Here is a 19,318-nt window from a genome sequence, read left to right as displayed (position 1 = left end):
CGCCCCGGTGTTTGTCCCGTCGGATGAGTCGAGACCGGCCGAGGCCGGGCGGGCTATTTGTTGCCCTTGGCCTCGAGTTCCGCCTTGAGCGCCGCGAGCTTGGCGAAGGGCGAATCCGGATCGGCCTTTTTCTCGCGCGGCGGGCGCTTTTCGGCCTGATGCGGACGGTCGCCGGGCTTGGATTCGTCGCGTCGCTTGCCGTCGAACTTGCCTTCGAATCGGCGCTTGCCTTCAAAGCGCGGCTTGCCGCCCTCGGGGCGGTCGCGGCGCGGCGCGCCGCCTTCGGCCGGCGCTTCGCCGCCCGCTGATTCGGGGCGCGGGCCGCCGGGACCGCGACGCGGGCCGCCGTGACGACGCTGTTCGCCGCCAGCAGGGCGCCGGCCGTGATGGTGGGGACGGTGCGGTCTCCACACCTCGGTCAGCGTCGGCTCGGCCGGCGTTTCCGGCTCGGCCGCGGCTTCGTCGGCGGGCGTTTCGCTCTCGGCGGCGGTTTCAGGCGCCGCGGTTTCCGTGGTCGCGGCGGGCTCGCCTTCCGCTTCCGGGGCCGGAGCCTCGGGCGCCGCTTCGGTTTCGGTCGAGGCGGTTTCGGCGGGAATTTCGCTTTCGGCGGCGACCTCCGGCGCGCTGGCGGGTTCGGCCCCCTGCGCGTCCTCGGTCGCTTCGGTTTCGGTCGCGCCGGCCTCGGCCGTAACGGCTTGCGTCTCGGTCTCCGGAGCGGAAACCTTGACCGGCTCGGTGCTGGCCTTGGGCAGCAGCGGCACGGTGATGGCCGGTCCCGGGCGCTGTTCGCTGGCGTAGCCGAGCGATTTCAGGATGCCGGAGAAAGCTTCGCCGGAACAGCCGGCCAGCGAAGTCATCGCCACGGTGACGACGAAACCGTCGCCGTCGGCCGCGCCGGCGGGCGCGTCGCCCGGCGTGACGCCGGGCCGATAGGCGATGGCCGGGCGAATCAGGTCGGCGAGCCGCTCCAGAATATCGACGCGCACGGCGCGCTCGCCGCAGACGCGGAAGCCGGCGGCGCGATAGAGACCGCGATTGATCTGCGCGTCGGCGGCGAAGGAGGTGCGGCCGGAGGCGGCGAGATGGGCGACCTCGTCAATGCCCCTCACGGTTTCGAGACCGCCGTGCTGCAGCGCCCAGAGCTGCGCGGCCAGCGCGCGCGGGGCCGGCTTCAGCAGGGCCGGCAGGTAAAGATGATAAGCGCCGAAGCGCACGCCGAACTTGCGCAGGGCGGCCCGGGCCTCCTGCGAGATCGTCTTCATTTCCTCAGCGACGCGGGAGCGTTCCAGCACGCCCAGGGCCTCGCCGATCTGGAAGGCGATGCCGCGCGCGACCCCTTCGAGGCCGTCGCCGATTTCGAGGTCTTCCAGCGGCCCCAGCAATTTTTTCACATGCTGCGCCAGCCAGAGGTCGAGGCGGGCCTGGACCTGCTCCAGCTGCGCTCCGCTCAACAATTCGTCGGCGATGAGTTTGACGCGCGGCTTGAGCAGGTGGTCGCCGCCGCCGATGCGGCCGACCGGCTCGCCCAGCCAGCGGATCAGGCCGTCATTGGCCAGCACGAACGCGTCGTCCACGGCCTCGTGGACGCGGCGGGCGCGCGCCTCGATCTCGGCCGCCAGCGCCTTTTGCGCGGCGGCGGTGAGCGTCTTGGCCTGCTCGCCGCCGGCTGCGGGGTCTGGCGTGAAACAGAATCCAAGGAGAGAGCCGACATGATGGCCCTCGACCATGACCTGACCCGTCGCGGTGATTTCGGCTTCCATCATTGTGTTCTCTCTCAGGCGGCGCATCAGGACGCTGGCGCGCCGATCGACAAATCTTTGGGTCAGGCGCGCATGCAAAGCGTCGGACAGATTGTCCTCTACCTGACGCGCGACGCCCTGCCAATGCTCTGGATCGTTTAACCAGTCATTTCGGTTGGCGATGAACGCGCAGGTTCGGACAATGCTTATTCTAGCTGAAAGCGCGTCAATGTCGCCATCCACGCGGTCGGCCGATGAAATTTGCCGGGCGATCCAGTCGTCGGGAATCCGCCCGGCGCGTACGACATAGGCGAAAACGCTGAGACACAAATCGGCGTGCGCGGCCGGCGAGGTCTTACGATAATCAGGGATCTGGCAGACTTCCCAAAGCCTTTCGATGTCGGCGCGCGTCTTGGCATGGCGACGAACTGTCGCATCTCGCATCGCCGCCTCCAGCGCGATCTGGTCCTCCGCCATCGGCGCTCGGGTGAGGCCGGGATGGTCGGGAGTCTGGTCGAGCGAGGCCACAAGCGATTCGAGCGACGAAAAATCCAGCGCAGCGTTGCGCCATTGCAACAATGTGACGGGGTCGAAAGCATGGGCCTCGATCATGCCCGCCAGTTCCTCGTCGAGCGGCGGGCATCGCCCCGTGGACCCGAACGAGCCGTCGCGGGTGTGGCGCCCGGCGCGCCCGGCGATCTGGCCGAATTCGGCCGGGGTGAGTCGGCGGAACTGATAGCCGTCGAATTTCCGGTCCGAGGCGAAGGCGACGTGATCGACATCAAGGTTCAGCCCCATGCCGATGGCGTCGGTGGCGACGATATAATCGACCTCGCCATTCTGGTAGAGCTCGATCTGGGCGTTGCGGGTGCGCGGGCTGAGCGCGCCCAGCACCACGGCCGCGCCGCCCTTCATGCGCCGCAGCCATTCGGCGATGGCGTAAACATCCTCGGCGCGAAACGTGACGATGGCGCTGCGGCGCGGCAGCCGCGCGATTTTCCGGTCGCCGGCGAACAGCAGTTGCGAAAAGCGCGGCCGCGATTGGATGCGAACGCCGGGCAGCAGTTTCTCCAGCACCTCCTGCATCGTGCCCGCGCCGATCAGCAGGGTCTCCTCGCTGCCGCGCCGATGCAGCAGGCGGTCGGTGAAGACATGGCCCCGATCGAACGAAGCGGCGAGCTGAATTTCGTCGATGGCGACAAAAGGCAGGCTCAGGTCGCGCGGCATGGCCTCGACGGTCGAGACCCAATAGCGCGCGCCGCGCGGCTTGATCTTCTCCTCGCCGGTGATCAGGGCGACCGCCTCCGGCCCCGCCTTCGCCACCACACGATTATAGACCTCGCGCGCCAGAAGGCGCAGCGGCAGTCCGATCATGCCCGCCTTGTGGCTCAACATACGCTCGATGGCGAAATGGGTCTTGCCGGTGTTGGTGGGGCCGAGGATCGCCGAGACGTTTTCGGACAGGCGGTTCACCATCGCGCCTCCGTAAACGAACCGGAAGCGGGTGGGCGGTGAGGCGGTCGGGGCGAGAAGGCCGCGCGGCGCCAGTAGGGAAAGCAAAATGCCATTGCTGTTTGGATGAACCCAAGCCGAAAGGAATGCAAGAGGCGCCCGCTGGCGTTGAACGTGCTTCGAATATGGTGCGCGCCGCGCGCATCTGCGACAATTCGCGCCACCCCTCCCGCGCCTTGGCTTGCGATGGATCAAACCGCGACGGTTTGGGCGCGGCTATAACGCTGACGTGACTTCACGTCGCAGATGCCCACTTTCATGGGCGTTTCCTCCCTGACTTGGACCGCTCCGCCCGGGCGGTCCCTTTTCTTTTTGGGGCGCCCCAATCTGGGACGATCTTCAACGCGCAAGTTGAACCTAGGGCGAACGAATCACGGTCGAATCGCTGACTGCCCCTGAGTCGGGTTTTGTTCTCCCGACATCTAGGCGTCGCTGCGTCTCATCATAACTAGATGTTGAATCGACGGCGCGCTTGCGCCGCGAGTCGCGCCGCGGGCGGTCGGACTCCAAATGCCTGTGCTGTCAATCTTTTGGCGAAAAGAATCAGGGTCCGACGCGCAATTCCGACGCCTCGACCACGATCGTGCCGACCTGAGTCATCAGCGAAACGCGATAGGGGATCGCCACATGGGCGCGGCCGATAGGCGCCAGCCAGACGTCCATCTGATCGTTCTGCGCCATGAATTGCGTGCCCTTGGCCGTGGTTTTGTGGCCGGCGATGGGGATGTAGCGCGCCTTGCAGACGGTGACCGGGCCGGAATAGCCCTTTTCCTTGATCTCCTTCACGCCGACGTAGGAGAGGGTCACATCGAAGCGCGTGTAGCCGTCATAGACGGGCACGCGCGACCGGCAGGCGCCGGGGCCGACGGGATTGCCGGGCGCCGGCAGGAGAAAGGCGGACAGGGGATCGAGAATGTCGCGCCGATGCGCGTCGGTCAGCGGCACGTGATCGGGGGTTTTGTCCTCTTCCCAGAAGGGAGAGTACTGTACCTGGCGCACCGTTCCCGAGGCGAGCGCCATGCGCAGCGTGCGGGTCTCGCGCGAATTGGATGCGGTGGTGGCGTAGGTCATCGGCGCGGGCGCGCCGCCCTCGAACTGGCCGGTCGAGGCCAACGCCATTTTCAGATTCGAGACCAGGCTGGCGACGCCGGTCAGCTTGACGTTGAGATCGACGCGGTAACGCTTGTCATCCAGGACGCTCGAGGCGTCGGCGACGCCGATCGGCAGCCCGATCAGCGAGACCCGGTAATGCGCATGCACGTTTTCGGCCCGGGCGACGCCGGCCCACAGCGTCAGGCCCAGGGAAAGGCCGAGACTGAGCGACTGAAAAGGCTGGCGGACAAGAGACATGCGAAGCGGATCCTGGCGGGCGCGGGGCTGAAGAGCCTTGAGAGGCATGATTCGCGCGGAATGTTAGTTAACATAATGACGTTGGCGTGGCCTTTGAAAATTCTTGAAGCTCAGACCGAGGAATTTGGTTTTCCCCTCTTGCTCCCGTCGCGACTCACCGCTATAGGGAGGGCCTCCAGGGCGCGACGGCAACTCGCTGTCGCAAATGTCGGAGTGTAGCGCAGCCTGGTAGCGCACCTCGTTCGGGACGAGGGGGTCGGAGGTTCGAATCCTCTCACTCCGACCATTTCTCAAAAGAATGGTTGACGGCGGCATTCGGCGATTTTCGCCGAAGCGCCTCGTCCCGTGTCTCGGCGCCGACCAGGTCTCGGCGTCCCGCCTTCGCGCCGATCCGGGCCTGCTCATTCAAAACGGCGCAGCGCGCTTTCGCCCTTGACCTTTCCCGGCCCCTCCCTTATGAACGCGCACCACTGAACCGTGCGCGTGGGAAGTTTCCCGCGCCGCTTTTGTTTTGACAAAAGCGCAAGCGGTTTTCACGAATTTCGGTCGAAAGACCAAACCGGGACAGGACGTCGCACGCGTCCGGCGCCGGCGAGTAACATTGAAAGGAACACCCATGTCCCGCCGTTGCGAATTGACCGGCAAGGCTGTCCAGACCGGCAATCTCGTCAGCCACTCGAATCGCAAGACCCGCACCCGGTTCCTGCCGAACCTGGTCAACGTCTCGCTGATCTCCGACTCCCTGCAGCGCTCGGTGCGCCTGCGCATCGCCGCCGCCGCCCTGCGCTCGGTCGAGCATCGCGGCGGCCTCGACGCCTTCTTGCTCAAGGCCCACGACGCCGAACTGTCGATGAACGCGCTCAAGCTGAAGCGCGAAATCGCCAAGAAGCTCGAAGCCGTCCAGGTCTAAGCTTTCCAGCGTCGAGAATGCAAAACGGGCCCGTCGGGCCCGTTTTTGTTTGCCTGCCATCCGCTTCGGTCAGAGCACGGTGACGTCCGCGCCGATCCTTACGCGTTCGTAGAGGTCGATCACGTCCTCGTTCATCATGCGGATGCAGCCGGACGACACGTTCTGGCCGATGGTCCAGGGCTCGTTGGTGCCGTGGATGCGGTAGAGCGACGAGCCGAGATAGAGCGCGCGGGCGCCGAGCGGATTGCCGGGGCCGCCCTCCATATGCGCCGGCAGGTCAGGCCGGCGCTGCATCATTTCCGCCGGGGGTGTCCAGTCCGGCCATTCCGCCTTGCGACTCACCGTCTTGTGGCCGCCCCATGCGAAGCCGGGGCGAGCGACGCCGATGCCGTAGCGCAGCGCCCGACCGGGGCCGGTCACCAGATAGAGATAATGATTGGGCGTATCGACCACGATCGAGCCGATTTTTTCGTCGCCCGAATAATCGACCTCGGTTCGTCGAAACGCGTCGGGAATGTCGCGGCCGGGTCGTAGCGCGGCTGGCTGCGCGTAAGGCGTCTCGACCGCAGGTCGCCTTGGCGCGAGGCGCGGTTGGGGCCTTTCGCGCATCTCGCCGCCGGTCACCAGAAATTCGATCAGGCCGCCGCCGAGATTTTGCGCATGGGAGGGGACGCTGTACAGCAGAAGACCCAGGCCGCAGAGCAGCGGCGGAAGAATATGAGACGTTCGCATCGTCGCAGGTCCCGAAAATCCACAATGCGCGATGATAAACCATAATGATTCAGGATGAGGATTTACCCGGTCTTGTGGTTATTCGAGTTCTAACGGTAAATTGATCTTTAACGGCGTGCTCCTGTGCAGAATTGGCAGGACCTTGGCCACAAAAGCCGTGCGCAGGCCGGCGAGATCGGTGAAACCGACCAGGGCGAGGTAGAATCCCCCGGCCGCCGTCATTTGCGCGATCATCTGCAGCAGGCCGGGATGGGCGTCGCGCCATGGCCCCGCCAGCGCCGCCATGCCGGCGACCGCCGCCAGGGTCCAGATCAGGTCGCGCGCTCCGGGCCATTGCGCCCGGTTGGCCCTGGCGAAGCCGACCAGAGTGACGAAACCCAGCGCCATGGCGAGGCTCTGGGCCAACGCCAGGCTGGAGGCGTCGCCGGTTTTCGGCAGCAGCAGGAAGATCAGCGGATCGGCGGCGCAGACCGCCAGCGCGGCCAGCACCACCGGCCGGGTCTTGCGGGCGATCTGGAACACGGCGTTGAGCGCGAACTGGCTCAACCCCAGGCAGAACAGGCCCGGCAGCATCAGGGTGAGGAAATGGCCGAACGCGCCGCGGTACGATTTCGGAACGATCAGAACCTCGATCGAGGGCAGGACGATCCAGATGCCGACGCAGGCCGGCGCCAGTATGGCGAAGACCATGGCCATGTTGCGCGCCACCTGTTCGCGCGCCTTGGCTTGACCGTGCAGGTCGTGGGCGCGCACCGCGATCTGGAACAGCAGCACGTCGAGCGCCGACCCGAGCGCCGACACTGCGCGCAGGCCGAGATCATAGGCCAGGGCGAAGCGTCCGGTTTCGGCGAAGCCGAAGAAACGCGCCGCGAGGTCGCGGTTCACCAGCGGGATGAGCTGGTAGAGCACGACGGAGGCGACAATGGGAACGGCATAGGCGGCATAGGGGCGCAGCAGACGACGATCGGCGCGCGCGAGGCCCGCGCCGGGATCGCGCAACCCCTTGTAAGAGAAAACCAACGCGCCCAGCAGCGCGATCATGCCGGCGGCGAGGGTCACGCGCGCCGAGCCGGTCATCCAGGCGCCCCCGGCCATCCCGATCACGGACAGGATGTTCTTGATGACGACGATCCGCATGTACAGGCGGTCGTCGAATCGGGCGCGGGCCGTCGCGGTCTCGTAGTCGAACAGGCCGTTGGCGATGGAGGCGGCCAGCGCCAGCGCCATCAGGTCGCGCGGCAGCGACAGCTCCGGGCCGAAAAAGGCGAACAGGGCCGCCAGCGGGACGAAGCCGAGGGTGAACGCCGCGAAGGCGGCGTTGAGCGTGGCGCGGACATGCGGTTTTCGCGCCCGCGCCCGCGCCGAATAGAAGCGGATCGCGCATTGCCGGATCCATTCGAAACCCAAGGCCTGCCCGAAGATCATCACGCCGATCCCCAGCGCGAAACGGCCATATTCTTCCGGCCCGAGGAAGCGCGCGACGATCAACCCCACGATCAGGTTGAAGATCGTGTTGATGAGGAAGGCGAAGACGACCCTCATGGCGGCGCGATGCTGGGTTTCATCGATTCGTTCTAGCCCGTCGTGGTCAAGAAAGTCTTGCCGGTGCTTTTACCGAGGTTTAAAAAGACTCTGTGGTCAATCTGAGCCCGACGGCTCGCTTCCTGGCCATTCAGCCCAGAGCTGTTCGCAAACCCGCCGCGTCGCGGCGCGAGGAATATTCATGTCCGCTTACGACCGTCCCGCTCCTGACGCCAAGACCCTCCGCCCGCGCACCCAGCTCGTTCATGGCGGAACCGCGCGCTCGGGCTTCGGCGAGACCTCCGAGGCGCTGTTCCTGACCCAGGGCTTCGTCTACAACAGCGCGGAACAGGCGGCGGCGCGCTTCACCGGCGAGGACGCCGGCTTTCAATACAGCCGATTCGGCAATCCCACCGTCGCCATGTTCGAGGAGCGCATGGCGCTGCTGGAAGGCGCGGAGGCCGCGCGCGCGACGGCGACCGGCATGGCGGCCGTGACCACGGCGCTGATGGGGCAGGTCAAGGCGGGCGATCACGTTATCGCCTCGCGCGCCCTGTTTGGCTCCTGCCTCTATGTCGTGCAGGAGTTGCTGCCGCGCTTCGGCGTCGAATCCACTTTGGTGGACGGCCACGATCTCGCGCAATGGAAGGCGGCGCTGCGGCCCAACACGAAGACCGCCTTTCTGGAAAGCCCGACCAATCCGTCCCTGAGCGTGCTCGACATCGCGGGCATCGCCCAAATCTTGCACGCCGGCGGCGCCACGCTGGTCGTGGACAATGTGTTCGCCACGCCGATGACGCAGAAGCCGCTGGAGTTGGGCGCCGATTGCGTCGTCTATTCCGCGACCAAGCACATCGACGGCCAGGGCCGCTGCCTCGGCGGCGTGATTCTCGGCTCCAAGGCCTTCATTGAAGAGCATATTCAGGTCTATCTGCGCCAGACCGGCCCGTCGCTGTCGCCCTTCAACGCCTGGGTGCTGCTGAAAAGCCTGGAAACCCTGCCGCTGCGCATCGCTCAGCAGCAAGAGAGCGCCGGACGCATCGCCGATTTTCTCGCGGGCGCCGCGAAGATCGCGCGGGTTTATTACCCCGGCCGCGCCGATCACCCGCAGGCCGAACTGGCCCGTCGCCAGATGAAGGGCGGCGCGACCATGGTGGCGCTTGAGGTGAAGGGTGGGCGCGAGGAGGCGTTCCGTTTCGCCAATGCGTTGGAAATCATCAAGATTTCCAACAATCTCGGCGACGCCAAGAGCCTGATCACCCATCCTTCGACCACGACCCACCAGCGCATGACCGAGGAGGCGCGCCTCGCCGCGGGCATCACTCAGGGCATGCTGCGGCTTTCGGTCGGGCTGGAGGATCCCGAAGATTTGATCGACGATCTGAAACGCGGGCTGGCGGCTGTCTGACGCAGGTTCAACCGCGTCGGCGACGCGTCAGCGCAGCCAGACCACGGTCTTGCAGATCAGGCCGCCCATCACGCAGCCGCTGGTTTTGAGTTTTTTGCCGCTCAGAACCATCTTGCCGGAATAGGTGCGGCCGTCCTCGGGATTGAACGCCTTGCCGGTCCAGGTGATCTGATCGGAGCGCACCATATCGAAAAAGACGCGCTGGCCGACTTTCGCGGCGCCGGCCGCGCTTTTCAGCCACGACACCGAGCCGCAGACCGCTCCGCCGCAGGGCGAGAACTCGACCTTGATGGCGCCGTCGTCGCGCGTCCACACGCCTTGCACATCCTCCGCCCAGGCCTGCGTCGCGCCCGATGCGGCGGCGACCAGCAGGAGCGCGGCGACTCCGTGGCGAACCTTGGTCAATCTTTGCTCCCCGTCGTGGCGCGAGCTTGAGTCGCGCTGTCGTGGCGCGCAATCCTGGCGCGGGACGATCAGTTTCCGCGCATTAAGCTTTGCCTTAAGCTTCGGCGCAAGCGGGAATTAACGCGTCGGGCGGCGTAAGCCAAGCGTCCAGGGCGCATTGGACGCGGATATAGTTTAGCATCGCGCGTGCGAGCAGGAGCGAATCGGGATGAGCACACGCCAGTTGGATCGGGCGTTACAGCCGAAATCTTTGGCCTTGGTCGGCGCCAGCGGACGGCCGGGCTCGCGTGGGCGCGGCGTGCTGGACAATATTGTCGCGAGCGGATTTTCCGGCGCGCTCCATCTGGTCAACCCCCATTTCGAGACGATCGACGGCCGCCCCTGCCATCGCAACCTCGCCGCAATTGGACAAATTCCCGATCTCGTGGTGATCGTCGCGCCCAAGAGCGAGGTCGCGGCTTATGTCAACGAGGCCGCCGATCTGGCGATCCCGGCGGTCATGGTGATGACCAAGGATCCGACGCCGGGGGCGGATTCGCTGTTCGAGAAGATGCGCGCCATCGCGCGCCATCGCGACATTCGCATTTTTGGCCCCAACTGCCGCCTGATCGCGCCGCGCGTGAAGCTCAACGCCTCGCTGTCGGCGCTGCCGGTCGCCTCGGGCGATCTCGCCGTGATTTCGCAATCCTACGCCGTGCTTTACGCGATCGTCGCCTGGGGCCACGCGCATCAGGTTGGTTTCTCCGGCATGGTCTCGCTTGGCGGCATGGCCGACGTCGATTTCGACGATCTGCTCGATTACTACGCGCTCGATCCGATGACCCGCGCCATCCTGCTCTATGTCGAGCATCTGGAGGACGCCCAGGGCTTCATGTCGGCCGCGCGCGCCGCCTCGCGCGTCAAGCCGGTGATCGTGGTGCGCTCCGGTCGACATGAGGCGTCGCGGCGCACCGGAACGCATGCCGGCAATCTCGCCACCGCCGACGCCATTTACGACGCCGCCTTCCGCCGCGCCGGCCTGCTGCGCGTGCCCAACATCGATTCGCTGTTCGACGCGGCGGAGGCGCTCGGACGCGTCAAGCCGTTCAACGGCGAGCGGCTGGCCGTCGTCACCAACGGGCGCGGCGTCGGCTATCTCGCCATCGACCAGTTGCTCGACCTCGACGGCAAGCTCGCCGATGTCTCGCCGGCGACGCGCGAGGCGCTCACGCCGCTGCTGCCGGACAGCTGGTCCGGCAATTCGCCGGTGGAGCTGTCGGGCGACACCCAGCCGGAGCAGTTCGGACAGGCGCTCGCCACCGTGTTGCAGGACCGCGCCAATGACGCCGTGCTGGTGCTTCACGCGCCCAATCTGCTGATCGACAGCCGCCAGATGGCGCTGGCCGCCGTGGAGGCGGTGAAGAAACACCGCCGCTCCTCCATCAATCCCAAGCCGGTCTTCGCGGTCTGGTACGGCGCCGACGAGGAGATCAACCATATTTTCGAGGACGCCCGCGTGCCGCATTACCAGCGCGGCGCGGTGACCGGCTTCATGCATATGGTGAACTGGCGCAAGGCGCGGGAGGCGCTGATGGCGGCGCCGCCGTCGCTGCCGGTGGATTTCGCGCCCAACACGGTCAAGGCCCGCGCGGTGATCGCGCAGGCCATTTCGCGCGGCCATGAATGGCTGGCGCCGGTCGAGATCAGCGCGCTGCTCGACGCCTATGACATTCCCATCGCGCCGGCGCGTCTCGCCCGTTCGCCGGAGGAGGCGGCGGAAGTGGCGCGTCTCGTGCTCGGCCGCTACGGCGGCTGCGTCGTGAAGATCATGTCGCGCGATATCGTCCACAAGTCCGATCTGGGCGGGGTCGCGCTCGATCAGCGCAGCATCGAGCAGGTGGTGGACACCACGCGCAAAATGCTGGATCGGGTCGCCGCCGAGGCGCCGGAGGCGCGGGTCGATGGCGTCACCATTCATCCCATGGTGCGCCGGCCCCATGCGCGCGAACTGGTGATGGGCGTCACCGACGACCCCACGTTTGGGCCGGTGATCGTGTTCGGCCGCGGCGGCAAGGCGGTGGAGGTCATCAACGACAAGGCGCTCGCCCTGCCGCCGCTTGATCTGTCGCTTGCGCGCGCGCTGATCGAGCAGACCCAGGTCGTCCGGGCGTTGCGCGATTATCGCGACGTTCCCGCCGCCAATATTGACGCCGTCGCGCTGCTGCTGGTGAAGATTTCGCAACTCACCGCCGACGTGCCGGAGATTCGCGAGCTGGAGCTCAATCCGGTTCTCGCCGACGCCGATGGCGTGGTGGTGGTGGATGCGCGCGTCTCGGTGGCGCCGTTCACAGGCCGTCTGGGCGTCGCCGCCGCCAATCCCCGCTTCGCGGTCGCGCCCTATCCCAAGGCGCAGGAGCGGCGCGCGGCGCTCAAGAACGGAACGCCGGTGCAATTGCGGCCGGTGCGGCCCGAAGACGAAGAAATGTACAAGGTTTTCTTCACCCATGTCGCCCCGGAGGATATTCGGCTGCGATTTTTCGGTCCGGTGAAGGAGTTTACCCACGCGTTCATCGCCCGCCTCATCCAGATCGATTACGCCCGCTCTTTCGTGATGGTCGCGGTGGAGGAGGCGACCGGGTTGATGCTGGGCGTGGTCAGGCTGATGCTCGACGCCGATCATGAGAAGGGCGAATACGCGATTCTGCTCCGCTCCGACATGAAAGGGCAGGGCCTGGGCTGGAAGTTGATGAAATATATGATCGAGTTCGCCCGCGCCGACGGCGTGCGCGAGATCGAGGGACAGGTCTTGAGCGAGAACGGGCCGATGCTGTCGATGAATCAGGCTTTGGGCTTCAAGATCATGGACGATCCGCACGAGCACGGCGTGAAGAAGGTCGTGCTCGATCTCACGGAGCCGCCGACGGAAGCTGCGATCCGCCCCGACAAGTGAGGCTGGCGTCAGCCTCACTTATTGGGTGAGAAAGGGTGGGGCTGCGCCTTACGGGCCTCAACCCCCGACATTATCCACATTATAAACGTCGTCGCGGAAATGCACGACGCCGTCGGCCGAGGCCCAGCCGGTCATATAGACCCAGATCACCGGCACCGGCGCGATCAGCTTGATGTCCTCGCGCGCGCCCGAGGCGATGCGTTGCTGGATTATGTCGCCGGTCCAGACGCCGCCGTTAGGGGCGGGGCTCTCGCGCAGCAGCCATGCGGCGAGATCGTAGACGCCCTGGACGCGGACGCAACCGTGCGACAGGAAGCGGTAATCGTTGGCGAACAGGTTCCGCGATGGCGTGTCGTGCATATAGACCGCATCGGGATTGGGCATGGCGATGCGGATCAGGCCGAGCGAATTGCCGGCGCCGGAATCCTGCCGCAGCGTGAAATTCTTGGCCTGGTCGGAATTCCAGTTGATCGCGCCAGGATTCACCTCCTGGCCCTTGTTGTTGAGAATGCGGATTCTCGCGCGCGAAAGATAGTTCGGCTGCGACCGCATTTTCGGAATGATCTCGTTCTTGATGATCGATTCCGGCACGGTCCAGGTCGGGTTGAGGTTGATGGCGACGATCTTGGCCGAAATTTGCGGCGAGTGATGTTCGGGACCGCCGACGATCGCCGTATAGCGGTGGGCGACATGGCCATATTCCACCGCATCGACGGCGGTCGAGGGCAGGTTGACGACGACATATTTTTCGCCGAACGGGAAGTTCATGCCCGCGAGCCGGTTGGCCGAGGACGCCAATTGCTTGAAACGGGTGCGAGCCGGGACGTTGAGCGCCCGCAGCGTCGCGCCGGCGACCACGCCGGTCTGGCGCAGGCCGTTACGGAACTGGAAGTGCTTAACGGCGGCCGTGAGCGCGGGACTCCAGCCGGCGCCATTGGCTTCGGCGCCGGCGAGATCGCCTTCGATCGCCAGACGCTTGCGCAGGGCCGCGACCTCCGCGCCTTTCGCGCCCGGCGACAGCGCCGAAACCGTCGGCCAGCCGCCGGCGTCGGCGATCGCCGCATAGCGTTCGGAGGCCTTGGCCGTCGCGAAGAAGGTTTCCGGCTGCAACACCGGCGTCGGATCGTCAGACAGCGCCATTTCGCGCGCCGGCGCGGCCGGCTTCGGCTTGGGCTTTTTCGGCGCCGGCGTGGGCGCGGCCGAGGCGGCCGGCACGGGCGCCGGTTCTGCTGGCGGGGGCGTCGGCGTTTGCGCGGCGGGCGCCGGGGCGGCGGGCGCGGGCGTCGAGGGCGCCGCAGGCGGGGCGACGGGCGCCGGCGTTTGCGCGGCGGGGGCCGGGGCGGCGGGCGCGGGCGCAGCCGCCGGGGGCGTCTGGGCGGATGGGGCCGGCGACAGCGGGCTCGTTTCGGCGCTCTGCGCCGAAACGCCGCTCGGCGCAGCGCCGAGCGCCGCGGCGGCCAAGACTCCGATCCAGTGATTCGCGCGTCTCATATTCGCCAACCCAATGTCCTGAACTTTGCGGTCAGCTATAAATCGGTCCAGACGGTCAAGGCCAGATGTTTGTTGGCCTGGCCTCGTATTCCGTTACGGCTGTGACCTTTTTACGCCGCCGCCTTGCGCAGGTCTTGCCGAAAGATGACGGAAATTTCATCCAGGCGTGTCTTTGCTTTGCCAAGAACCCGCCCCATATTGCCAGCGTTGGCCTCGCGCCGACGAAAAAACAGGGAAATGCGTCATGTCAATGTCGCCCGAAGAACGCCAGATGCTGACCGAATTGTTCGACCGTGTGCGCGGCCAGGCCGGCGCGCCGCGCGACAAGGAAGCGGACACGTTCATCGCCGATGCGGTGCGCGCCCAGCCCTACGCGCCCTATCTGCTGGCTCAGGCGGTTCTCGTTCAGGAACAGGCGCTGAAAGGCGCCGATCAGAAAATTCGCGATCTCGAAACCCGCCTCGCCCAGGCCGAGGAGGCTGCGCAGCAGCAGCAGCAGCAGCCGCAGCAAGGCGGCGGGTTTCTCGGTGGTTTGTTCGGCGGCGGGGGGCCGCGCGCAGCCGCGCAGCAACCGTCGCCTTGGGGCCGTCCGGGGCAGGAACCGCAGCAGCAGGCGCCTCAGCCCGGACCGTGGGGCGGCGCCCCCCAGGCGGGCGGCGGACTGTTCGGCAATGGCGGCGGCGGCTTCCTTAAGGGCGCGCTCGGCGCCGCCGCGGGCGTGGCCGGCGGCGTGTTGCTCGCGGATACGCTGAAAGGCGTGTTTGGCGGTCATGGCGGCGGTTTCGGCGCCGGCGGCTTCGGCGGCGGCGGCGGCGGCGAGACCATCGTCAACAATTATTATGAAGAACCGCAGGGCGGACAGAACCATCAGGACGCCAGTTATCAGGACGACGGAGGCTATGCCGGCGACGACGGCTACAGCGACGACGTCTGAGTTCGCGCGAAGTTTCGCCCCGCCGCCGGCGGGGCGGAAGATGTAGAATAAGCTATTGTGGTGAGGAGTTCCGTTTCGAACCATGGCCTCGAAACGAGAGTTTGTCATCAGACTAAGCCGCCCCGTCGCCTCCGGGGCGGCTTTTCGCTTTTCGAGCGGTCTTGCGCCCGCGCCGCCTTTCTCAGTTCGACGGGGGCGCGTCTTTTCGCCGCAGCCGCACCACCACGTCGATGCGGGCGATCTCCATGCCCTCAGGCGGTTCCGGTAGAGCGCGGAAGTCGATCAGTTCCTTGGGCAGGTCCACCAGCAGATGCGCCTCCTCCGTCAGGAAATGCTGGTGTTCGTCGATATTGGTGTCGAAATAGGTGCGGGCGCCGTCGATGGTCACCTCGCGCAGCAGGCCTGCGGATGTGAACTGATTCAGGGTGTTGTAAACCGTGGCGAGCGAAATTTGCGCGCCGGAGGCCTGCGCCTCCTCAAACAGTTTTTCGGCGGTGATATGCCGGTCGCCGCGTCCGAACAGCAGCCAGCCCAGGCGCATGCGCTGCTTGGTCGGCCTCAGACCGACCGCGTCGAGCTTGCCGCGCAGGTCGTGCAAGGGGCATCCCGCCAGATCGCTGTTCGACGGCTTGCGGGCGGCGCGCGGCTTGCGCGGGGCCGGCGCGGATGCCTGTGGTTTTTCCATGCGGTTTTTCCTGGCCGTTTTTCCGGGCGGTGGTCATTGGCGGGGCGATCCCCTACGCCCGCGCGGGCGGGCCGTGGGATTATAGAATTTCGAGCGCGCGGCCACAACCGAGCGCCTCTGCGTCAGCTTGACCCGATACGCGGTCTTTCGGCGCCGACCGCGCTATGCTAGAAGGCGCGGTTTTCAAATCGCGGCGCAGGCCGCAAGCCATCGGGGGATCGGCCAAAAATGGGGGAACGGCGCTTCAGTTTCGATTACCAGGACCTGCTTTCTTGCGGGCGCGGCGAATTGTTCGGTCCCGGCAACGCGCAATTGCCGTTGCCGCCCATGCTGATGTTCGACCGTATCGTCGAAATCAGCGAGGAGGGCGGCGCCAATGGCAAGGGCCACATCCGCGCCGAGTTCGACATCAAGCCCGATCTCTGGTTTTTCGGCTGCCATTTCCAGGGCGATCCGGTCATGCCCGGTTGCCTCGGTCTTGACGCTCTCTGGCAATTGACCGGCTTTTTCCTCGGCTGGCTCGGCTTGCCCGGACGCGGCCGGGCTCTGGGCGTCGGCGAGGTCAAATTCTCCGACCAGGTGTTGCCCACCGTCAAAAAGGTGGTTTATGGCGTCGACTTCAAGCGCGTCATGAAGGGCAAGCTTAAGCTGGGCATTGCCGATGGCTGGCTCGAAGCCGACGGCAAACGCATCTACGAGGTCAAGGACATGCGGGTCGGGCTTTTTCAACCGGCCGTCTGAGACATCCCAAAGGGAATGAGCGCCCCGTCGGGCGCAGGAGTTGGAAGCATGAGGCGCGTCGTCGTCACCGGTCTGGGCATCGTCTCCTCCATTGGCGACAATGCCGGGGAAGTTCTCACCTCGCTGCGTGAGGCCCGTTCGGGCATTTCGCGGGCGGAAAAATACGCTGAACTTGGCTTTCGCTGCCAGGTTCACGGCGCGCCCAAGCTGAATCCGGCCGACGTGGTCGACCGCCGCGCCATGCGGTTCCATGCCGACGGCACCGGCTGGAACCATGTCGCCATGGATCAGGCCATCGCCGATTCCGGCCTGGAGCCGGGCGATATCTCCAACCCGCGCACCGGCATCATCATGGGCTCGGGCGGTCCTTCGACTCGCACCGTGGTCGAATGCGCCGACATCACCCGCACCAAGGGGCCGAAAAAGGTCGGTCCGTTCGCCGTGCCGAAAAGCATGTCCTCGACCGCTTCCGCGACACTCGCCACCTGGTTCAAGATCAAGGGCGCGAACTATTCGATCTCGTCGGCCTGCGCGACCTCCTCGCATTGCATCGGCAATGCGGCGGAGATGATCCAGTATGGCAAGCAGGACGTGATGTTCGCCGGCGGCTGCGAGGAACTCGACTGGACGCTGTCCGTGCTGTTCGACGCCATGGGCGCGATGTCCTCGGCCTATAACGACACGCCGGAAAAAGCCTCGCGCGCTTATGACGCTGATCGCGACGGTTTCGTCATCGCCGGCGGCGCCGGCGTGCTGGTGCTCGAAGAGTACGAACACGCCAAGGCGCGCGGCGCGAAAATCTACGCCGAACTCGCCGGCTACGGCCTGACCTCCGACGGCCACGACATGGTGGCGCCGTCGGGCGAAGGCGCCGAGCGCTGCATGCGCATGGCCCTGGAAACGTGTAAAATTCCGATCGACTACATCAACCCGCACGCCACCGCGACGCCCGTCGGTGACGCCAAGGAGATCGAGGCGATGCGGCGCGTGTTCGGCGCCGACAAATGCCCGCCGATCGCCGCGACCAAATCGCTCACCGGCCATTCGCTCGGCGCCGCCGGCGTGCAGGAGGCGATTTATTCTCTGTTGATGCAGCAGAACAGCTTCATCTGCGAGAGCGCGAATATCGTCAATCTCGACCCGGCTTTCGCCGACATGAACATTGTCCGCGCGCGGCAGGACGGCAAGCAACTCGGCGCGGTGCTGTCCAATTCGTTCGGATTCGGGGGCACCAACGCCACCCTGATCTTCAAGCATGTCGACGCTTAAACAGAGTTTTTCCGCATGAGTGTTTCCGCCAAGGGACTAATGACCGGAAAGCGCGGCCTGATTATGGGCGTCGCCAACAGTCATTCCATCGCCTGGGGCATCGCCCAGGCGCTCGCGGCCGAAGGCGCGCAACTGGCCTTCACCTACCAGGGCGAAGCCTTGGGCAAGCGCGTCGCGCCGCTGGCCGAAAGCGTGGGATCGAAGCTGATCCTGCCTTGCGACGTCGAGGACATTTCCAGCGTGGACGCTTTGTTCGCCACGCTTGAGAAGGAATGGGGCTCGCTCGATTTCGTCGTCCACGCCATCGGCTTTTCCGACAAGAACGAACTGAAGGGCCGCTATATCGACGCCACCACGCGCGAGAATTTCTCGCGCACCATGGTGATTTCGGCCTTCTCCTTCACGGAGATCGCTCAGCGCGCGCACAAGCTGATGCCGCTCGGCGGCTCGCTGCTGACCCTCACTTACGGCGGCTCCACCCGCGTCATGCCCAATTACAATGTGATGGGCGTGGCCAAGGCGGCGCTGGAATCCAGCGTGCGCTATCTCGCCGCCGATCTCGGCGAGCAGGGCGTGCGCGTCAACGCCATTTCCGCCGGGCCGATCCGCACGCTGGCGGGCGCCGGCATTGCGGAAGCGCGCTTCATGTTCAATTTCCAGCGGGCGCACGCGCCCCTGCGCCGCACGGTCACGATCGAAGACGTCGGCGGCTCCGCGCTCTACCTGCTGTCCGACCTGTCGGCGGGGGTGACCGGCGAAATTCACTATGTCGACGCCGGCTACAACATCATCTCCATGCCGCAGCCCGGCAGCCTCAAGAGCGAAGGCGAATAAACGGGATCAGCGACGGCCGGGCGTGAAAAGTCCGGCCGCGCTTGCCGGCGCCATCGCGCGGACCCGCAAGGGCCGGCGGTCAGACGGTCGTTTTTTCGGGCCACAGGCAGAGATCGGCGATCGGACACAGCGGACAGTCCGGCTTGCGCGCCTTGCAGATGTAGCGCCCGTGCAGGATCAGCCAGTGATGGGCGTGCTGGAGATAATCGTCGGGAACGACGGCCAGCAGGCCCCGCTCCACGGCTTCCGGCGTCTTGCCCGGAGCGAGGGGAATGCGGTTGGAGACCCGGAACAAATGGGTGTCCACGGCGATGGTTTTCTCGCCAAAGGCGATGTTCAGGACGACATTGGCGGTCTTGCGCCCGACGCCGGGCAGGCTTTCGAGATCTTCGCGCGTTTTCGGGACCTGGCTGTCGAATCGCGCGATCAATTGCCGCGACAGTTCGATGACGTTCTTGGCCTTGGCGCGGAACAGGCCGATGGTCTTGATTTTCTCGCGCAGCGCCTCCTCGCCGAGCGCCAGCATTTTTTCGGGCGTGTCGGCCACCGGGAACAGCGATTTGGTGGCGCGGTTGACGCCGACGTCGGTCGCCTGCGCCGAGAATACCACGGCGACCAGCAGCGTGAACGGATTGACGTAATCGAGTTCGCCCCGGGGATGCGGGTTGCGCGCCGCCAATCGCGCGAAAATCTCGCGGATGCGGGCGGCGGCGTCGGCGGCTTTCCGGCCGCGCGTTCGGGGTGTTCCGGTCATGCTTTCGGAATAATTCATCCGCTGGCGCGGAACAAGCCGTCGGCTTGGTCTCGGGATTTTGCACAAAAAATCGGCATTATGGCCATCAGACTTTGACTGAAAGC

15 protein-coding genes and 1 tRNA gene are annotated in these 19,318 nt (G+C 65.7%); 8 read left to right on the top strand and 8 right to left on the bottom strand.

Going from position 1 to position 19,318, the window contains the following annotated elements; translation table 11 throughout:
- Window positions 1-53 precede the first annotated feature (53 nt).
- Both CFB24_RS11955 and CFB24_RS11950 read right to left on the bottom strand, forming a co-directional pair.
- Window positions 54-3,215 carry a helicase-related protein gene (locus CFB24_RS11955; protein ID WP_088520851.1) on the bottom strand — a complete coding sequence of 1,054 codons (3,162 nt, stop codon included), beginning with the start codon at window positions 3,213-3,215 and terminating at the stop codon, window positions 54-56.
- A 579-nt stretch (window positions 3,216-3,794) separates the two neighbouring features.
- Window positions 3,795-4,601, bottom strand: a complete 807-nt coding sequence (locus CFB24_RS11950) for a DUF3108 domain-containing protein (protein ID WP_158255190.1) — start codon at window positions 4,599-4,601, stop codon at window positions 3,795-3,797.
- Between the two features lie 209 nt (window positions 4,602-4,810).
- On the opposite strand from CFB24_RS11950, the gene CFB24_RS11945 reads away from it, so the two are divergent.
- Together CFB24_RS11945 and rpmB are read left to right on the top strand one after the other, a co-directional pair.
- Window positions 4,811-4,887, top strand: a tRNA-Pro gene (locus tag CFB24_RS11945).
- 330 nt (window positions 4,888-5,217) lie between these two features.
- The gene (rpmB, locus tag CFB24_RS11940) at window positions 5,218-5,511 is read left to right on the top strand and encodes a 50S ribosomal protein L28 (RefSeq protein ID WP_088520849.1); all 294 of its coding nucleotides are present in this window, start codon (window positions 5,218-5,220) and stop codon (window positions 5,509-5,511) included.
- Between the two features lie 69 nt (window positions 5,512-5,580).
- Here the strand turns inward: rpmB and CFB24_RS11935 are convergent, their stop codons facing one another.
- A complete protein-coding gene (locus CFB24_RS11935; RefSeq protein WP_244593155.1) occupies window positions 5,581-6,243 on the bottom strand; it encodes a L,D-transpeptidase in 663 nt (220 codons plus the stop codon).
- A gap of 78 nt (window positions 6,244-6,321) precedes the next feature.
- Window positions 6,322-7,785, bottom strand: a complete 1,464-nt coding sequence (locus CFB24_RS11930) for a lipopolysaccharide biosynthesis protein (RefSeq protein WP_088520848.1) — start codon at window positions 7,783-7,785, stop codon at window positions 6,322-6,324.
- A 181-nt stretch (window positions 7,786-7,966) separates the two neighbouring features.
- On the opposite strand from CFB24_RS11930, the gene CFB24_RS11925 reads away from it, so the two are divergent.
- Window positions 7,967-9,172: an O-succinylhomoserine sulfhydrylase gene (locus tag CFB24_RS11925; protein ID WP_088520847.1), complete on the top strand. Its 1,206-nt coding sequence runs from the start codon at window positions 7,967-7,969 to the stop codon at window positions 9,170-9,172.
- 27 nt (window positions 9,173-9,199) lie between these two features.
- On the opposite strand, the gene CFB24_RS11920 is transcribed toward CFB24_RS11925, so the two are convergent.
- Window positions 9,200-9,577 (bottom strand): DUF2147 domain-containing protein, encoded by a 378-nt coding sequence (locus CFB24_RS11920; protein WP_176440438.1) that lies wholly within the window; start codon window positions 9,575-9,577, stop codon window positions 9,200-9,202.
- 208 nt (window positions 9,578-9,785) lie between these two features.
- Here CFB24_RS11920 and CFB24_RS11915 point away from each other — a divergent pair, with 208 nt between their 5' ends.
- Window positions 9,786-12,506: a bifunctional acetate--CoA ligase family protein/GNAT family N-acetyltransferase gene (locus CFB24_RS11915; protein WP_088520846.1), complete on the top strand. Its 2,721-nt coding sequence runs from the start codon at window positions 9,786-9,788 to the stop codon at window positions 12,504-12,506.
- Window positions 12,507-12,563: 57 nt separating this feature from the next.
- Here CFB24_RS11915 and CFB24_RS11910 read toward each other — a convergent pair whose 3' ends face one another.
- A complete protein-coding gene (locus CFB24_RS11910) occupies window positions 12,564-13,967 on the bottom strand; it encodes a L,D-transpeptidase family protein (RefSeq protein ID WP_245295403.1) in 1,404 nt (467 codons plus the stop codon).
- Between the two features lie 274 nt (window positions 13,968-14,241).
- On the opposite strand from CFB24_RS11910, the gene CFB24_RS11905 reads away from it, so the two are divergent.
- Window positions 14,242-14,931 (top strand): DUF2076 family protein, encoded by a 690-nt coding sequence (locus CFB24_RS11905; protein WP_244593319.1) that lies wholly within the window; start codon window positions 14,242-14,244, stop codon window positions 14,929-14,931.
- A gap of 181 nt (window positions 14,932-15,112) precedes the next feature.
- On the opposite strand, the gene irrA is transcribed toward CFB24_RS11905, so the two are convergent.
- Complete coding sequence (gene irrA / locus CFB24_RS11900; protein WP_088520844.1) at window positions 15,113-15,616, bottom strand: iron response transcriptional regulator IrrA; 504 nt, start codon at window positions 15,614-15,616, stop codon at window positions 15,113-15,115.
- A gap of 228 nt (window positions 15,617-15,844) precedes the next feature.
- Here irrA and fabA point away from each other — a divergent pair, with 228 nt between their 5' ends.
- The 3 genes from fabA to fabI are packed head-to-tail and all read left to right on the top strand — an operon-like array spanning window position 15,845 to window position 18,460.
- Window positions 15,845-16,357, top strand: coding sequence for a 3-hydroxyacyl-[acyl-carrier-protein] dehydratase FabA (gene fabA, locus CFB24_RS11895; protein WP_088520843.1), 513 nt, complete (start codon window positions 15,845-15,847; stop codon window positions 16,355-16,357).
- Between the two features lie 48 nt (window positions 16,358-16,405).
- A complete protein-coding gene (gene fabB, locus CFB24_RS11890) occupies window positions 16,406-17,626 on the top strand; it encodes a beta-ketoacyl-ACP synthase I (protein ID WP_088520842.1) in 1,221 nt (406 codons plus the stop codon).
- Window positions 17,627-17,641: 15 nt separating this feature from the next.
- Complete coding sequence (fabI, locus tag CFB24_RS11885) at window positions 17,642-18,460, top strand: enoyl-ACP reductase FabI (protein WP_088520841.1); 819 nt, start codon at window positions 17,642-17,644, stop codon at window positions 18,458-18,460.
- A gap of 79 nt (window positions 18,461-18,539) precedes the next feature.
- Here fabI and nth read toward each other — a convergent pair whose 3' ends face one another.
- Window positions 18,540-19,214: an endonuclease III gene (gene nth, locus CFB24_RS11880; protein ID WP_244593320.1), complete on the bottom strand. Its 675-nt coding sequence runs from the start codon at window positions 19,212-19,214 to the stop codon at window positions 18,540-18,542.
- Window positions 19,215-19,318: the final 104 nt, after the last annotated feature.

Source organism: Rhodoblastus acidophilus, from assembly GCF_900187365.1.
Classification (GTDB): domain Bacteria; phylum Pseudomonadota; class Alphaproteobacteria; order Rhizobiales; family Beijerinckiaceae; genus Rhodoblastus; species Rhodoblastus acidophilus.
The sequence above is the reverse complement of the archived record's forward strand: the minus strand, read 5'-3'. Positions and strand labels throughout refer to the sequence as shown.

Excerpts from the sequence above, each read along its gene's own strand:
- CFB24_RS11955 (WP_088520851.1), bottom strand. The coding sequence starts at position 3,215 with ATGGTGAACCGCCTGTCCGAAAACGTCTCGGCGATCCTCGGCCCCACC.
- CFB24_RS11950 (WP_158255190.1), bottom strand. The coding sequence starts at position 4,601 with ATGTCTCTTGTCCGCCAGCCTTTTCAGTCGCTCAGTCTCGGCCTTTCC.
- rpmB (WP_088520849.1), top strand. The coding sequence starts at position 5,218 with ATGTCCCGCCGTTGCGAATTGACCGGCAAGGCTGTCCAGACCGGCAAT.
- CFB24_RS11935 (WP_244593155.1), bottom strand. The coding sequence starts at position 6,243 with ATGCGAACGTCTCATATTCTTCCGCCGCTGCTCTGCGGCCTGGGTCTT.
- CFB24_RS11930 (WP_088520848.1), bottom strand. The coding sequence starts at position 7,785 with ATGAGGGTCGTCTTCGCCTTCCTCATCAACACGATCTTCAACCTGATC.
- CFB24_RS11925 (WP_088520847.1), top strand. The coding sequence starts at position 7,967 with ATGTCCGCTTACGACCGTCCCGCTCCTGACGCCAAGACCCTCCGCCCG.
- CFB24_RS11915 (WP_088520846.1), top strand. The coding sequence starts at position 9,786 with ATGAGCACACGCCAGTTGGATCGGGCGTTACAGCCGAAATCTTTGGCC.
- CFB24_RS11905 (WP_244593319.1), top strand. The coding sequence starts at position 14,242 with ATGTCAATGTCGCCCGAAGAACGCCAGATGCTGACCGAATTGTTCGAC.
- irrA (WP_088520844.1), bottom strand. The coding sequence starts at position 15,616 with ATGGAAAAACCACAGGCATCCGCGCCGGCCCCGCGCAAGCCGCGCGCC.
- fabA (WP_088520843.1), top strand. The coding sequence starts at position 15,845 with ATGGGGGAACGGCGCTTCAGTTTCGATTACCAGGACCTGCTTTCTTGC.
- fabB (WP_088520842.1), top strand. The coding sequence starts at position 16,406 with ATGAGGCGCGTCGTCGTCACCGGTCTGGGCATCGTCTCCTCCATTGGC.
- fabI (WP_088520841.1), top strand. The coding sequence starts at position 17,642 with ATGAGTGTTTCCGCCAAGGGACTAATGACCGGAAAGCGCGGCCTGATT.
- nth (WP_244593320.1), bottom strand. The coding sequence starts at position 19,214 with ATGACCGGAACACCCCGAACGCGCGGCCGGAAAGCCGCCGACGCCGCC.